Genomic DNA, 13,945 nt, shown 5'->3' on the forward strand with positions numbered 1-13,945 from the left:
CGAAGCCGCCTGGTGGCAGCTCTATGACCGACTCGGCCCCGACCATTCCCAGGCCCTCGACGAACAGCCGTCGATCTTACGCATTCTGTTGTTGGCCAAATTCAATTTCTCGTGCCGCTGACCTTTCCCGAAAACGGTCGTGCTGACCGTCGAGCACCTGAATGGCTAAGCCTCGATCCACCGATTGACTTGATGAGGGTTCGGGTGTCGGTATTAGAAAAGTGCCCTTTGAACTGGGATGATTGAAGTTCTTACACAAACAATCGGACCAACTCGGAAGGGCACTTCGAGTGCAAGTTTCCCATAGGTTCGCCGCCGAGTCTGCGGTGTTCGATGAAGAGCATCTCGTGTCGTGCGCCGGGCTGGTGCCGGTGATGACGCTGGCCGCTCAAACCGGGCTGTCAGAGTTGTTGGAGCGCAAGATCGCGTTCATCGGCGAGTGGATCAAATCCGGTGCGGCCAATCCGTCACCGAAGCTGACCACGCTGATCGCCGGGATGTGCGCTGGCGCGGACAGTATCGACGACCTCGATATTGTGCGTGCCGGTGGGATGAAGACCCTGTTCGGGGATGTGTATGCACCCTCGACGGTGGGAACCCTGTTGCGGGAGTTCACCTTCGGTCATGCACGGCAACTCGAATCGGTCCTGCGTGAACACCTGGGGGCTCTGTGTCAGCGGGTGCCACTGTTGCCTGGGGCCGATGAGCGGGCCTTCATCGACATCGACTCCCTGCTGCACCCGGTGTATGGACACGCCAAGCAGGGCGCCTCCTACGGGCACACCACGATCGCCGGCACGCAGAATCCTGCGCAAAGGACTCTCGCCATTGATCACCACGATCAGCACCGACCACAGCGCCCCGGTGATCACCGGTGCCCGGCTGCGGGCCGGCAGAGCGAACTCCGGGCGGGGCGCGGCGTCCATGATCGCCCACGCCGTGGTGACCGCGCGTGCCGCCGGAGTCGGTGGTCAGATCCTGGTGCGCGCAGACTCGGCCTACGGCAACAGCACCGTGGTGGCGGCCCGCCAACGGGCCGGGGCCCGGTTCTCGCTGGTGCTGACCAAAACCCGGGCTGTGACGGCAGCCATCGACACCATCGCCGATGATGCGTGGAGGCCGGTCAACTACCCCGGCGCGGTGCGTGACCCCGATACCGGGGACTGGATCTGCGATGCCGAGGTCGCTGAAACCACCTACACCGCTTTCGGTTCCACCGATCACCCGATGACTGCCCGGTTGATCGTGCGCCGCGTCAAAGACGCCCGCTACCGTGACGCCCTGTTCCCGGTGTGGCGCTATCACCCGTTCTTCACCGACACCGACGAACCCATCGACGCCGCCGATATCACCCACCGCCGCCACGCCATCATCGAAACCGTGTTCGCCGACCTCATCGACGGCCCACTGGCCCACATCCCCTCCGGGCGCTTCGACGCCAACAGCGCCTGGATCCTGTGCGCCGCGATCGCCCACAACCTGCTGCGCGCCACCGGCGTCCTGGCCGGCGGCACCAACGCCGCCGCCCGCGGCACCACCCTGCGCCGCAAGATCATCAACATCGCGGCCCGACTGGCACGGCCGCAACGCCGACCCATCCTGCACCTACCAGCCCACTGGCCCTGGGTCGATCACTGGCTCACCCTGTGGCCCAACACCACCGGCCACAGCCCGCCAGCCACCACGACCTTTTGACCACCCGCCGAAAGGCCCGACCGAACAACACAGGAAAAGCTGGGCAGACCAGCAGATACCCCCTGCCGGCAACAGCAACCACGATCAAAACTCAACCCCACCACCACTACCAACGAACATCGGTGGATCGAGGCTTAGACCTCAGGGGCGAACGTCGGCAGCGCCTTGCCGGACTTCCAGTACGTCAGCAACGAGGCCGCCAGATCGCGATAAGCCGTGCCGCCCTTGCTCTTTCGGCCAGCCAGCACCGACGATCCGGACGCACTGGCCTCGGCAAAGCGCACGGTCCGCGGGATCGGCGGAGCCAGCACCGGCAGGTCGTAGCGGTCGGCGACGTCGAGCAGCACGTCGCGGCTGTGGGTGGTGCGCGAGTCGTAGAGCGTGGGCAGCGCGCCCAGCAACTTGAGGTTCGGGTTGGTGATCTGCTGCACGTCGTCGACCGTGCGCAGAAACTGGCCCACACCACGATGGGCCAGGGTCTCGCATTGCAGCGGCACGATCACCTCGTCGGCCGCGGTCAGCCCGTTGAGGGTGAGCACGCCCAGCGAGGGCGGACAGTCGATGATCACCACGTCAAACTGGTCCAGCTTGGCCAGTGCGCGCTTCAGGGCGTACTCGCGCCCAGCTCGCATCAGCAGCATGGCCTCGGCACCGGCCAGATCGATATTGGCCGGCAACAGCGTCATGCCTTCGGCCGTGTCCACCAGGGCGGCGCTGGGCTCGACGTCGCCGAGCAGCACCTCGTGCACCGACACCGGCAGCTTGTCCGGGTCGGTACCCAGCGAGAACGTCAGACAGCCCTGCGGGTCGAGGTCGATGAGCAAGACTCGCTTGCCCGCATCTACGAAAGCCGCACCCAGAGACGCGACCGTGGTCGTTTTGGCTACCCCACCCTTTTGGTTGGCAACCGCCAATACTCGGGTCACAGTGACCATCCTTGCAGGTTCTGAGCAGTTCCGTCCCGGCTGCCACGGCGCGCCTGGTCATCGGGCAGAATCAGTGAGCGTGAGCGTCGGCACCCACCGGTTGGTCCTGTTTCGGCACGGCGAAACCGAATGGTCCAAGAGCGGACAACACACCAGCACCACCGACCTCGACCTCACCGAGTATGGGCGCGAGCAGGCCAAGCTGGCCGCCCAGACCCTCGATCACCTCGCGTTGGTCAACCCATTGGTGATCAGCAGCCCGCGTAAGCGTGCGCTGGCCACCGCCGAGCTCGCCGGCCTCACCGTCGACCAGGTGTCCCCCCTGCTCGCCGAGTGGAACTACGGCGACTACGAGGGCCGGACCACCCACGACATCCGCACCAATACCCCGGGCTGGCTGCTGTGGACCTCCGGCTGCCCCGGCGGCGAAAGCGTCGACCAGGTCAGCATGCGCGCCGACCAGGCGGTGTCCTACGCGCTGGAGAACATGGTTGAGCGCGACGTGGTGTTCGTGGGCCACGGCCATTTCTCGCGCTCGGTGGTCACCCGCTGGGTGGAGCAGCCGTTGCGCGAAGGCGCCCGCTACGGATTCGGCCCGGCCTCGGTCGCGATCTGCGGTTTCGAATACGGCTTGCGGCAGCTCTCGGCGCTGGGGTTGACCAGCCATGTGCCGGTCACCGGGACGTGATGGCGCAGCCTTCTTTTGTCCTGAGCGGGCCGGCCGGGACGGTCGTCGCCGAGGGGATCCGAACGGGGTACGACAACGTGGCCACGGCCGCGGCCGCCCTAGCCGAGGGGTCGGCCGACGTGGTGGTCGGCGCACTGCCGTTCGATATCAGGGGTAAGGCGGCGCTGCTGTCGCCGGCATCGGTGGCCTTCACCGATGCATTGCCAGCGTGGCCGGCGACGACGCTGCCCGCGGTTCGGATCGCCGCGACAGTGCCCTCCCCCGTGGAGCACCGCGCCCGCATCCGCACCGCATTGGATCACCTCACCGAGCCCGAAAGTTCCTTGCAGAAGGTCGTTTTGGCCCGCGCACTGCGCCTTATCGCCGACGGCCCGCTCGACGAGCGAGCGATTCTGCACCGGCTGGCCGTCGACGCGGAGGCATGCGTGTACCTAGCCGATCTCTCCCCGGCCGGCGGCGACTACACCGGAACCGCGTTGGTGGGCGCCAGCCCCGAGTTGCTGGTGGCCCGCTCCGGGGAGCTGGTGACCTGCCAGCCGTTCGCCGGGTCGGCACCGCGCTCGGCCGACCCGCAGCTCGACGCCGCCAACGGCGCCGCCCTGGCCGAGTCCGGCAAGAATCGGCACGAGCACCAGCTGGTCGTCGACACCATGCGTGCCGCGCTGGAGCCGCTGTGCACCGACCTCGACGTGGCGGTCGAACCGCAGCTGAGCCACACGGCCGCCCTGTGGCATCTGTCCACCCCGATTCGCGGCCGCCTGCGCGATACCTCTTTCACCGCAATCGATTTGGCGCTGGCCCTGCATCCAACCCCGGCGGTGGGGGGGGTGCCGACGCAGGACGCGGTCGATCTGATCGCGGAACTGGAAGGCAACCGCGGCTTCTACGCCGGCGCGGTGGGCTGGTGCGATACCCGCGGCGACGGTCGCTGGGTGGTCGCGATCCGCGGCGCACAACTGTCCGCTGACCGGCGCGGGGTGCTCGCCCAGGCCGGCGGCGGTATCGTCGCCGAATCCGATCCCGATGACGAGGTCGCAGAAACCACAACAAAATTCAGGACAATCCTGTCGGCACTGGGAGTGCAGCAATGACCGAGATCCGTCTGGCCCGCCCCGGGGACGAGGCCGATATCGTCACCATGATCCGCGAGCTCGCGGACTTCGAACACGCGTTAGACCAGTGCACGGTGACCGAAAGCCAGATCACGGCGGCACTTTTCACCGAAAACCCGGTGGGTTTCTGCTATGTCGCGGAGATCGACAGCGAAGCCGCCGCGGTAGCGCTGTGGTTTCGCACCTTCTCCACGTGGGACGGGGTGGCCGGAATCTACTTGGAGGACTTGTTCGTTCGCGACAAATTCCGCAGGCGCGGGCTGGCTCGGACGCTGCTGGCGACCCTGGCTCGCGAATGCGTCGACAACGGCTACACCCGTCTGGCGTGGGAGGTGCTCGACTGGAACGTCGACGCCATCGCGCTGTATGACGCCGTCGGTGGCAAGCAGATGTCGGAGTGGATCAACTACCGGGTCAGCGGCCCGGAGCTGGACTTGCTGGCCGCCGAGGCCTAATCCTGCGCCCCCGACGCCCAGCGCAGCGCCGGCGGGCTGAACAACAGCACCAGCACCGCGATGGCCACCCCGCCGAGCGCGACCGCATATACCGGCTGGTGTGCGGCAACGATGTACCAGGCGACCGGCACCAGCAGCAGGTTCGCGAAGATCGCGATACCCCTGCCCCACCGGCGCCCGGTGATCAGGCCCCAGCCTGCGGCCAACACCGCAGCGCCCATCACGGCGAACCAGCCGGCCGTGCCGTACCCGTTGACGATGTGTTGGTCGGCGCCGGAGAGCGCGCGCACCACCAGGACCACGGCCACGACGAGTGCCACGACACCCTCGGCGGCCGCCACGAAACCCGCGTAGCGGACCACAGGCGGGAGAGCAGGTTGGGTCACCCCCGTAAGGTAACCCGTCCCACTGTGCCGATTCCGCCCGCGGCCGATGCCGGCTCCGGGCGAGCGGCGCGAGACCAACCCAGCGGGTTGAGCCCGCGATAGGGATCGGTCTCCCGCAACACCAGCAGGTCGTCCAGAATCCGCTCGAGCTCGTCCTGGGTGCGCCGCTTCACGTCATCAGCCCAGCCTGCCGCGTCGATGCCGACCGGGGTGGTGGTGTCGATAGGCGTACCGAACCGCAGATACATCCGCTCCGGCCGAGGTATGAGCGTCGGGCCGATACCGCGCAACAACGGCATCGCCATATCGTCTCGGCCGCCGAACCGGCTGCTCAGGGCCTGGCTGAACCGGCCCCACGCACTATCGCGGGTGGTGAGGCTGCGGTAGACGTCATCACCGCCGACGAGCCCGACCGGCACGATCGGATAGCCCTTCTCGATGGCGATTCGGGCGAATCCCGACCGCCCCTGCCAACGCAGGGTGTATTCCTCGCCCTTGAATTTCGGGATCTCGCGACCGCCCCCCGGGGAACACCAGGATGGTCTGGTCGTGGTCCATGAGTTCACGTGCGGTGTCCGGGGCGCCGACGACACCGCCGTATGCCGCCAGGAGGTCGCCGGGCAGCCCGCGAATCTGACCGAACTGCCGGTCGGCCAGCGGCCGCACCCGCACCCCGATCTGGCGGCGCACCGCATAGGGGATCAGAAACGTCTCAGCGCCGCCCATCTGAGTGTGGTTGCCCACCAACAGAAATCGGCCGTCGATGGGCAAGTTGCTCAACCCGCCGAGATAGGGGCGCCACAGGTCGACCACCGGACGGATACCGTCGGCAACGGCTCCGAGCGCCCGCTCGAGCGCCCGTACCCGCGGTGGATGGTCCATGACGGCGACCTGCGCCCGTTCTGCTCGGCTGCCCATCGCGAACTCCTCGGTTTTCACAAACGAACTAGTTCGTTCTTTATACTCTGACAGTGTGAGAAGCACCTCAGAGCTGCGCGACGAGATCCTGACCGCCGCGCGTACCGAGTTCGCGCGGTACGGATTCGCGGGTGGGCGCATCGACCGCATTGCCACGGCGGCCAGCGCGAGCAAGGAACGGCTCTACGCGCACTTCGGCGACAAGGAGGCACTCTTCCGCGAGGTGCTCGCCACCGATGTCGCCCAGTTCTTCGGGGCGGTCCAGATGCGGCCCGACGCCGTCCCCGAGTTCGTCGGCGACGTCTTCGACGTGAATGCGCGCCGGCCGGAGCACCATCGGATGGTCGCGTGGGCCCATCTCGAGGGGCTCACCCTCGAAGAGCCCACTGCCGACGGTCAGCCGCTGCCCGAACTGGCCATCGCCACGATCACACAGGCTCAGGTCGCGGGGTACGTCGATCCGTCCTGGGATCCCCACGACCTCCTGGTCACGCTGTTCGGAATCGCGCTGGCATGGGCCCACTTTCCTGATCCCGCGGCCGCGACCACCTCGCCGGCAATCCTGGCCTACCGTCGCGCCGCTGCGGTCGAGGCGGCAACGCGGGTCATCTCCCCCGCCGCGCACGTCAGCGCCGGAACACCACCCACCGCATAGCGCAGTACATGAAGATCCCCTCGCAGGCCCCTGCCGCCATCCGGGCCAGGTGATACTCGATCCCGAGGGCGCGCAGCGCACTGGAGACCCCGAGGATGAAGGCCAGGTAGTTGATCACAACCACGACGACGTAGGCGGCCACCTGCGGCCCGACTGCGCCGTGCGACTGGAAGTTCACCACCCGGTTGAGCACGTAGCTCGCGGCGAAGGCGCATGCGTACGCCACCGTCACCGCGACCCCGAACGGCGCGTGCAGCACCCCGTGCAGCAGTGTGAGCACCACAAGGTCCAGCGCGAAGGTCCCGGAGTTGATCACCACGAAGCCCAGAAAGGTCGGCGCCACAACGGAGTTCAGGCCAAAGGGCAGACGCGCGACCACCGCCTCACCGGCCCGGCGGAACCAGCCCACAACGTTGTCCGATTCCGGCTCCGACCCCACAACCACGTCGCGAGCATGACACCGGCAGCTGACCCCTGAACGATGGGCAGGCAAACACTTCGGATTCCGGTCCGGCACGCGATTAGGCTGATGGCTCGTGCGTGCCGTCCTGATCGTCAACCCGAACGCCACCTCCACCACCGCAGCCGGCCGCGATTTGCTCGCCCACGCGCTGGAGAGTCGCGTGGACCTCGCCGTCGTGCACACCGACCATCGCGGCCACGCCATCGAGATCGCCGGAGCCGCCCAGCATGACGGCACCGACGTGATCATCGTCCACGGCGGCGATGGCACGGTGAATGAGGTGGTCAACGGCCTGATGGGGCGGCCCGGCCAGACTCTGCCGGACGTCATGCCCGCGGTGGCTGTGGTGCCCGGCGGATCGGCGAACGTCTTCGCCCGGGCGCTGGGCATCAGCCCGGACCCGATCGAGGCCACCAATCAGCTGGTCGACCTGCTCACCGCGCGTCGCAACGGCGCCGCCTGGCGGCGGATCGGGCTGATGGACTGCGGTGAGCGCTGGGCGGTGTTTACCGCGGGGATGGGCGTGGACGGCGATGTTGTGGCAGCTGTGGAGGCGCAGCGGGCCAAGGGCCGCAAAGTGACTGCGGGCCGCTACATCCGGGTCGCGGTGCGGGAGATGCTGGCCAGCGCCCGCAAAGAACCACTGTTGACACTCGAGCTCCCGGGCCGACAGCCACTGCCGGGGGTTTATTTCGCGTTCATCTCCAACTCGACCCCCTGGACCTACGCCAACACCAGGCCGGTGTGGACCAACCCGGACACCACATTTGAGACCGGCCTCGGGATTTTCGCTGTGACCAGCATGAACGTTTGGAAGAACCTGATGCTGGTGCGACGCATGGTGTCCCAGAAACACAACATCAAGGCCAAGCACCTGGTCCGGGATGACGATGTCGCCTGGGTTCGGATCAGAAGCGCCGAACCCGTCGCTAGCCAGATCGATGGAGATTTCCTCGGCGTGCGCGAGGAAATGACGTTTCGTGCGGTTCCGGGGGCGTTGAGCGTTGTCGCCCCGCCGATCACCCCACCCTCTGAGCAGCGGAAATAACGTCACGCAGCCTGATTACGGGCGCAGGTGGGCTCAGTGTAGTACAAACGGGTAGAGGGTTTCCTAACCCACCCCCAGCAAGACGTTGTAGTGAGATTGCCCACGTGTTAACTGAGTCCTATTGACATCCGTCGAGGCTGTGAAACGATCGGATGCAACAACGCAGAAACATTTGTGTGCACGCGTTAACAGCCGAAGAAAAAGCGAGCGCGGTTTCATCGCGCACTTACTAAGGAGTATTGACAAATGGATTGGCGCCACAAGGCGATCTGTCGTGACGAGGATCCGGAACTGTTCTTCCCGGTGGGAAACAGTGGTCCGGCCCTTGCCCAGATTGCCGACGCAAAGCTCGTCTGCAACCGGTGTCCGGTAACGACGGAGTGCCTGAGCTGGGCTTTGGACTCTGGCCAGGATGCAGGTGTTTGGGGCGGCATGAGCGAGGACGAGCGTCGCGCGCTCAAGCGTCGCAATGCCCGCACCCGAGCACGCACCACCGTCTAAGCCTCTTTTTCAGTTCGTAAGATCGCGGTCCCGGCGAATGCCAGGGCCGCGATTTTTATTTGGCAACCCCCGTCGACGTAGTGTTCGTCACTATTCGCTATTGCGGGACTCGCGTGCTTGTCCGTCGCCCAAGTGGCACACGTAAGACGACATCGGTCCCGCCGCCGGGAACGTCGTGCATTCCGAGTGATCCGTCGAGCTCGGCGGTGACCAACGTCCGTACGATCTGCAGGCCCAGCCGGTCAGATTTCTCCAGGCTGAAACCGTCGGGCAGCCCGCGACCGTCATCGTGCACCACGACATCCAGCCACCGCGCGGAACGCTCGGCCTTGATGGTCACGCAGCCCTGTTTGGCCGACGGCTCGAACGCGTGCTCGATGGCGTTCTGGACCAGCTCGGTCACCACCATCACCAACGCGGTGGCCCGGTCGGCGTCCAGGACGCCCAGCGCACCGACCCGTTTGATGCGGATGGGGGTGTCGACGCGGGCGACGTCATTCATGATCGGCAGGATCCGGTCGATCACCTCATCGAGGTTGACCTCCTCGTCCACCGACATCGACAGCGCCTCGTGCACCTGGGCGATGGAGGCCACCCGGCGTACCGACTCCATCAGCGCCTCGCGGGCCTCGCCGTTACTGGTGCGGCGGGACTGAAGGCGCAGCAGCGCGGCGACGGTCTGCAGGTTGTTTTTCACCCGGTGGTGGATCTCACGGATGGTGGCGTCCTTGGACAGCAGCGCCCTGTCCCGGCGCTTGACCTCGGTGACGTCCCGGATCAGCACCGCCGCCCCCGCAGCTGCGCCGTGGACCACCAGGGGCAGCGTGCGCATCAGTATCGCGGCACCCCCGGCGTCGACCTCCAGCCGCATGCTCGACCCGCCGGTCAGCGAGTCACGCACATGCTCGGCCAGCTCCAGTGCCTCGAACGGATCGGAGATCAGTGGCCGGGTGATCGCCACCAGATTGTGCCCTTCGAGTTCGGCCGACAGCCCCATCCGGTGGTAGGCCGACAACGCGTTTGGGCTGGCATAGGCGACGACGCCGCCGACGTCGAGGCGGACGAATCCGTCGCCGACCCGGGGGCTCGACCGGGACAACGCCAGATCACCGACATTGGGGAAGGTGCCCTCGGACAGCATGTGCAGCAGGTTGCCCGCACAGTCCAGGTAGGCCCGCTCCAGCGGAGAGGACGTGCGCCGCTCGGCCAGCGCGGTCTGGTGGGTCAGAACGGCCACCACATCGGTGCTGTAGCGGACCGGAACGGCCTCCACATCGCTGTCGGGCTCGCGTAGCTTGGCATCGCTGTCCCCACGGCCGATCGCCCCCGAGGTGAACGCCGCGGTCACCAGCGGCAGGTCGCCATGAGTGACGACGGTTCCGACGGCGTCCTTGAGCAGGACCGTCGGTGCGGTGTTGGGCCGGCACTGGGCCACGCAGACCAGCGCGCCGTCATCGCGGCGCACCCACATCAAGTAGTCAGCGAACGAGAGGTCCGCCAGCAGCTGCCATTCGCCGACCACCGCATGCAGGTGGTCCACGGCGCTGCCCGGCAGCACCGTGTGCTCGGCGAGCAGGTCACCGAGGGTGGACACGAAGCTAGTCGATCACGGCAATGAGGTGACCGGCCTGGATGACGTCGCCCACCGACACGTTGACCTCGGCGATGGTGCCCGCGACTTCGGCCAGCACCGGGATCTCCATCTTCATCGACTCCAGAAGCACCAGGGTGTCGCCCGCGCCGATCTGGTCTCCCTTGCTGACCACGACCTCCAGCACGCTGGCCACGATCTCCGCGCGAACATCCTCGGCCATCTTCACCCTCACTCTTGGTACTGCTCAAACTCCTGATGCGGCTCTATCGAACCACAACACCGGGTGGTCAGAGGTTGGATGGTGCCGTGAGACACTGTATGCAGCGTCAAGATCATACGGAGGTACAACATGGCTAAGCGTGGCCGCAAGAAGCGTGACCGCAAGCACAGCAAGGCGAACCACGGCAGGCGTCCCAACGCCTGACAGACCCAGCGCCTGATAAAAAGAGCCCGGCAAATCTGCCGGGCTCTTTTGTTTGTGCGCGCTATCCGCGCCGGATGATCGTGGTCTGACTGATCTGCAGCCGCACCCGCTCCAACAGATGTCTGGGCGCCGTCTCCCCGCTGCACCTGGAGGCGACCAGCTTCTTGATGCGTTCCTCCACCCCGTAGTGCTGCAAGCACGTCGGGCACTCTTCGAGATGATGGCGCAGGCGGTCTTTGGTCTCGGCCGTGCATTCACCGTCGAGCAGTGTCCAGACCTCGGCGATCACCGCAGCGCACTCGGGATGATCCGGGTCCACCGGTCCGACCGGCGGACGCCAATCCATATCGCCCGATACGTTCTCGTCGCTCATGAGACGACCTCCTCCGGCGTGTCCTCCGTCTGGCCGCGGTTGAACCCACGCTCCTTGGCGACGTCGGCCAGCAGAGCGCGCAGTTGGCGCCTGCCTCGATGCAGCCGGGACATCACCGTCCCGATCGGGGTATCCATGATTTCGGCGATCTCCTTATAGGGAAAGCCCTCGACATCGGCGTAGTACACCGCCATCCGAAACTCCTCAGGCAAGGCCTGCAGGGCTTCTTTGATCTCGGTGTCGGGCAGCAGTTCGAGTGCTTCGACCTCGGCAGAGCGCAAACCCGTTGAGGTGTGCTCGGCGTTGGCCGCCAACTGCCAGTCGGTGATCTGCTCGGTCGGATACTCAGCCGGCTGGCGCTGTTTCTTGCGGTAACTGTTGATGTAGGTGTTCGTCAGAATCCGGTACAGCCACGCCTTGAGGTTGGTGCCCTCGCGGAACGACCGGAAGCCGGCATACGCCTTGACCATGGTTTCTTGCAGCAGGTCTTCGGCGTCGGCCGGATTGCGCGTCATACGGAGCGCACCGCCGTAGAGCTGGTCCAGCAGCGGGATCGCGTCGCGCTCAAAACGCGCGGTCAACTCCGCGTCGGACTCCTCGCGGGCAGGAGCCTCGGTGTCGATATCGGTCATCGTGGGTGACACAGTCCCTTCTGCCACGGCGCTCCAGACAAGCTCCGGCAGCGGTATCGGACGGACGAGAAATGCGGGTACCTGCTCTTTGGCCATCATGCACACTGCAGCTGACACCGGACTTCTCTCCTTCCGATCCTAAGGCGGTGACCAACAGCTTTTCGAGGCTGTTGCCGATCGGGGGCTCTGACAGCCGCGATCACTGTCCACAACAGGATTTCTCACCAGGCTATTTCCCACGGTTAACTATGCCGGTGAGTCGTGTAGCAACCCCGGCGATCGCAGCGCTGGTAGCAGCCGGTGCACCCCATGAGGTGCTGCGCTACGAGCACGACCCCCGGAACCAGTCATATGGCAATGAGGCGGTCGCCGCGCTGGCTGGTGATTCCCTGGTGCCCGAGCAGATCTTCAAAACCCTGATCATCGCGGCGGGACCGACATTGGCGGTGGCCGTCATTCCGGTGCCGTGGAAGCTGTCGCTGAAGGCCGCGGCCGCGGCGCTGGGACTGGCCAGGGTGACGATGGCCGACCAGGCCGCCGCCGAACGGGCCACCGGATACGTGCTGGGCGGCATCTCCCCGCTGGGCCAGCGCAAGCGGCTACCGACCGTGGTCGACAGGTCCGCGCTGAGCTTCGAGCGGGTGCTGTGCAGCGCCGGTAAGCGCGGCTGGGATGTGGCGCTGACCCCACAGGATCTGGTGCGGCTGACGCAGGCGGTGACCGCCGATATCCGCGCGGCCTAGACCCCCTGATCGCCTGAGGGGACACCCAGAAGCGACGCCGCCTGATCGGGTGTCGCGACCGCACGCCCGACCTGGTGGCAGAGGCTGACGGCTTCGGATACCAGCTCAACATTTGTCGGCGTTCGCTCACCGGCGTAGAACTCAAGCCCAACGTGAAGATTGCCGCTACGTTCGAGTGCGCGGATGGCGATGTCGCTGGCACAGAGGTCTCCCCCGACGTCGGAAACCGCCCACGGCACATCGCATCCGTCCAGCAGTTCCAGCTGGGCGTCGAAGACGGGTCCGGTCGGAGGAAGGCCGAACGGCGCGCCAAGGTAACCGCGTTCGGTGGCGGGAGTAGAGCGTGTACGTCCGCCGACCATGCGGCCGCAATCGAAAACCCGCGATGCCGGTAGTTCGGAAGCGGCGGCGAATAGGGTGGCAGGCATGGCAGGCACACCTTTCTCCGGCAAAACCATGTTCATCTCCGGCGCCAGCCGCGGCATCGGCCTGGCCATCGCCAAGCGCGTCGCGGCCGACGGCGCGAATATCGCGCTGATGGCCAAAACCACCGAGCCGCACCCCAAGCTGCCGGGCACCATCTACACCGCTGCCACAGAGATCGAAGAGGCCGGCGGCCAGGCCCTGCCGATCGTCGGCGACGTCCGCGACGGTGACTCGGTGGCGGCGGCCGTCGCCCAGGCTGTCGAGCAGTTCGGCGGCATCGACATCTGCGTGAACAACGCCTCTGCGATCAACCTCGGCTCGATCGAGGAGGTGCCGCTGAAGCGCTTCGACCTGATGAACGGCATCCAGGTTCGCGGCACCTACACCGTCTCGCAGGCCTGTATCCCGCATATGAAAGGGCGGGAGAACCCCCACATTCTCACGCTCTCACCGCCGATCCGGCTGGCGCCCCAGTGGCTCAAGCCCACCCCATACATGATGGCCAAGTTTGGAATGACGCTGTGTGCGTTGGGTATCGCCGAAGAGATGCGCGACGCCGGGATCGCCTCCAACACACTGTGGCCGCGCACCATGGTCGCCACCGCCGCGGTGCAGAACCTGCTCGGCGGCGACGAGGCGATGGCCCGCTCCCGCAAGCCCGAGGTCTACGCCGACGCCGCCTACGCGGTGCTGAGCAGGCCGGCTCGCGACTACACCGGACAGACACTGCTGTGCGAAGACGTGCTGCTGGATTTCGGCGTCACCGACCTGTCTGTCTACGACTGCATTCCGGGCTCCGAGCTGGGTGTGGACCTGTGGGTCGACACCCCCAACCCGCCGGGCTATCGCCAGGCCTAAACCTGCACGACGGTGTTGCGGCCGGTCGTCTTGGCCCGGACACCGGGG

Annotated in this window: 17 protein-coding genes and 2 pseudogenes; 10 read left to right on the forward strand and 9 right to left on the reverse strand. The window is 66.2% G+C overall.

Annotated features, from left to right (window positions below):
• The first annotated feature begins 290 nt into the window (after positions 1–290).
• A pseudogene (locus G6N13_RS01710) lies at positions 291–1,695 on the forward strand (IS1380 family transposase).
• A 134-nt stretch (positions 1,696–1,829) separates the two neighbouring features.
• On the opposite strand, the gene G6N13_RS01715 reads toward G6N13_RS01710, so the two are convergent.
• A complete protein-coding gene (locus G6N13_RS01715; protein WP_163694549.1) occupies positions 1,830–2,630 on the reverse strand; it encodes a ParA family protein in 801 nt (266 codons plus the stop codon).
• Positions 2,631–2,700: 70 nt separating this feature from the next.
• On the opposite strand from G6N13_RS01715, the gene G6N13_RS01720 reads away from it, so the two are divergent.
• Genes G6N13_RS01720 through G6N13_RS01730 form a run of 3 tightly spaced genes read left to right on the forward strand, consistent with a single transcriptional unit; the run spans position 2,701 to position 4,876 of the window.
• The gene (locus tag G6N13_RS01720; protein ID WP_163694550.1) at positions 2,701–3,309 is read left to right on the forward strand and encodes an acid phosphatase; all 609 of its coding nucleotides are present in this window, start codon (positions 2,701–2,703) and stop codon (positions 3,307–3,309) included.
• Complete coding sequence (locus G6N13_RS01725) at positions 3,306–4,400, forward strand: isochorismate synthase (protein ID WP_163694551.1); 1,095 nt, start codon at positions 3,306–3,308, stop codon at positions 4,398–4,400. Before G6N13_RS01720 ends, G6N13_RS01725 begins: the two co-directional genes overlap by 4 nt.
• Positions 4,397–4,876: a GNAT family N-acetyltransferase gene (locus G6N13_RS01730; RefSeq protein ID WP_163694552.1), complete on the forward strand. Its 480-nt coding sequence runs from the start codon at positions 4,397–4,399 to the stop codon at positions 4,874–4,876. Before G6N13_RS01725 ends, G6N13_RS01730 begins: the two co-directional genes overlap by 4 nt.
• On the opposite strand, the gene G6N13_RS01735 is transcribed toward G6N13_RS01730, so the two are convergent.
• Together G6N13_RS01735 and G6N13_RS01740 are read right to left on the reverse strand one after the other, a co-directional pair.
• Positions 4,873–5,262 (reverse strand): hypothetical protein, encoded by a 390-nt coding sequence (locus G6N13_RS01735; protein WP_163694553.1) that lies wholly within the window; start codon positions 5,260–5,262, stop codon positions 4,873–4,875. The genes G6N13_RS01730 and G6N13_RS01735 overlap by 4 nt on opposite strands.
• Positions 5,259–6,180 (reverse strand): annotated as a pseudogene (locus G6N13_RS01740) (lysophospholipid acyltransferase family protein). The gene G6N13_RS01735 and the pseudogene G6N13_RS01740 overlap by 4 nt, the downstream one beginning before the upstream one ends.
• A gap of 55 nt (positions 6,181–6,235) precedes the next feature.
• On the opposite strand from G6N13_RS01740, the gene G6N13_RS01745 reads away from it, so the two are divergent.
• A complete protein-coding gene (locus G6N13_RS01745; RefSeq protein ID WP_163694554.1) occupies positions 6,236–6,835 on the forward strand; it encodes a TetR/AcrR family transcriptional regulator in 600 nt (199 codons plus the stop codon).
• Here G6N13_RS01745 and G6N13_RS01750 read toward each other — a convergent pair.
• Positions 6,807–7,280: a GtrA family protein gene (locus tag G6N13_RS01750; RefSeq protein WP_163694555.1), complete on the reverse strand. Its 474-nt coding sequence runs from the start codon at positions 7,278–7,280 to the stop codon at positions 6,807–6,809. The genes G6N13_RS01745 and G6N13_RS01750 overlap by 29 nt on opposite strands.
• Before the next feature lie 91 nt (positions 7,281–7,371).
• Between G6N13_RS01750 and G6N13_RS01755 the strand changes: the two genes are divergently transcribed.
• Both G6N13_RS01755 and G6N13_RS01760 read left to right on the forward strand, forming a co-directional pair.
• On the forward strand, positions 7,372–8,346 hold the full coding sequence (locus G6N13_RS01755; RefSeq protein ID WP_163694556.1) for a diacylglycerol/lipid kinase family protein: 975 nt from the start codon (positions 7,372–7,374) through the stop codon (positions 8,344–8,346).
• Between the two features lie 246 nt (positions 8,347–8,592).
• Positions 8,593–8,847 carry a WhiB family transcriptional regulator gene (locus G6N13_RS01760; protein WP_163694557.1) on the forward strand — a complete coding sequence of 85 codons (255 nt, stop codon included), beginning with the start codon at positions 8,593–8,595 and terminating at the stop codon, positions 8,845–8,847.
• A 97-nt stretch (positions 8,848–8,944) separates the two neighbouring features.
• Here the strand turns inward: G6N13_RS01760 and G6N13_RS01765 are convergent, their stop codons facing one another.
• Together G6N13_RS01765 and G6N13_RS01770 are read right to left on the reverse strand one after the other, a co-directional pair.
• Positions 8,945–10,441 (reverse strand): two-component system sensor histidine kinase PdtaS, encoded by a 1,497-nt coding sequence (locus G6N13_RS01765; RefSeq protein WP_163694558.1) that lies wholly within the window; start codon positions 10,439–10,441, stop codon positions 8,945–8,947.
• A 4-nt stretch (positions 10,442–10,445) separates the two neighbouring features.
• A complete protein-coding gene (locus G6N13_RS01770; protein ID WP_163694559.1) occupies positions 10,446–10,661 on the reverse strand; it encodes a biotin/lipoyl-binding carrier protein in 216 nt (71 codons plus the stop codon).
• A gap of 129 nt (positions 10,662–10,790) precedes the next feature.
• Here G6N13_RS01770 and G6N13_RS26035 point away from each other — a divergent pair, with 129 nt between their 5' ends.
• Entirely contained in the window at positions 10,791–10,865 is a 75-nt protein-coding gene (locus tag G6N13_RS26035) for a 50S ribosomal protein bL37 (RefSeq protein ID WP_085976028.1), read from the forward strand.
• 61 nt (positions 10,866–10,926) lie between these two features.
• On the opposite strand, the gene rsrA is transcribed toward G6N13_RS26035, so the two are convergent.
• The gene (gene rsrA / locus G6N13_RS01775) at positions 10,927–11,238 is read right to left on the reverse strand and encodes a mycothiol system anti-sigma-R factor (RefSeq protein ID WP_163694560.1); all 312 of its coding nucleotides are present in this window, start codon (positions 11,236–11,238) and stop codon (positions 10,927–10,929) included.
• On the reverse strand, positions 11,235–11,870 hold the full coding sequence (locus G6N13_RS01780; RefSeq protein WP_179965128.1) for a sigma-70 family RNA polymerase sigma factor: 636 nt from the start codon (positions 11,868–11,870) through the stop codon (positions 11,235–11,237). Before G6N13_RS01780 ends, rsrA begins: the two co-directional genes overlap by 4 nt.
• Positions 11,871–12,118: 248 nt before the next feature.
• On the opposite strand from G6N13_RS01780, the gene G6N13_RS01785 reads away from it, so the two are divergent.
• Complete coding sequence (locus G6N13_RS01785) at positions 12,119–12,613, forward strand: YbaK/EbsC family protein (RefSeq protein ID WP_163694561.1); 495 nt, start codon at positions 12,119–12,121, stop codon at positions 12,611–12,613.
• On the opposite strand, the gene G6N13_RS01790 is transcribed toward G6N13_RS01785, so the two are convergent.
• Positions 12,610–13,041, reverse strand: a complete 432-nt coding sequence (locus G6N13_RS01790; RefSeq protein WP_163694562.1) for a 3-keto-5-aminohexanoate cleavage protein — start codon at positions 13,039–13,041, stop codon at positions 12,610–12,612. The genes G6N13_RS01785 and G6N13_RS01790 overlap by 4 nt on opposite strands.
• Here G6N13_RS01790 and G6N13_RS01795 point away from each other — a divergent pair.
• Entirely contained in the window at positions 13,040–13,897 is an 858-nt protein-coding gene (locus tag G6N13_RS01795; protein WP_179965055.1) for an SDR family oxidoreductase, read from the forward strand. The genes G6N13_RS01790 and G6N13_RS01795 overlap by 2 nt on opposite strands.
• Positions 13,898–13,945 lie beyond the last annotated feature (48 nt).

The organism is Mycolicibacterium sarraceniae, from assembly GCF_010731875.1.
GTDB lineage: Bacteria > Actinomycetota > Actinomycetes > Mycobacteriales > Mycobacteriaceae > Mycobacterium > Mycobacterium sarraceniae.

Bases quoted from the DNA above. Each gene is read 5' to 3' on its own strand.
- G6N13_RS01790 (WP_163694562.1), bottom strand. From the start codon at position 13,041: ATGCCTGCCACCCTATTCGCCGCCGCTTCCGAACTACCGGCATCGCGG.
- G6N13_RS01760 (WP_163694557.1), top strand. From the start codon at position 8,593: ATGGATTGGCGCCACAAGGCGATCTGTCGTGACGAGGATCCGGAACTG.
- G6N13_RS01780 (WP_179965128.1), bottom strand. From the start codon at position 11,870: ATGACCGATATCGACACCGAGGCTCCTGCCCGCGAGGAGTCCGACGCG.
- G6N13_RS01715 (WP_163694549.1), bottom strand. From the start codon at position 2,630: ATGGTCACTGTGACCCGAGTATTGGCGGTTGCCAACCAAAAGGGTGGG.
- G6N13_RS01785 (WP_163694561.1), top strand. From the start codon at position 12,119: ATGCCGGTGAGTCGTGTAGCAACCCCGGCGATCGCAGCGCTGGTAGCA.
- G6N13_RS01770 (WP_163694559.1), bottom strand. From the start codon at position 10,661: ATGGCCGAGGATGTTCGCGCGGAGATCGTGGCCAGCGTGCTGGAGGTC.
- rsrA (WP_163694560.1), bottom strand. From the start codon at position 11,238: ATGAGCGACGAGAACGTATCGGGCGATATGGATTGGCGTCCGCCGGTC.
- G6N13_RS01795 (WP_179965055.1), top strand. From the start codon at position 13,040: ATGGCAGGCACACCTTTCTCCGGCAAAACCATGTTCATCTCCGGCGCC.
- G6N13_RS01730 (WP_163694552.1), top strand. From the start codon at position 4,397: ATGACCGAGATCCGTCTGGCCCGCCCCGGGGACGAGGCCGATATCGTC.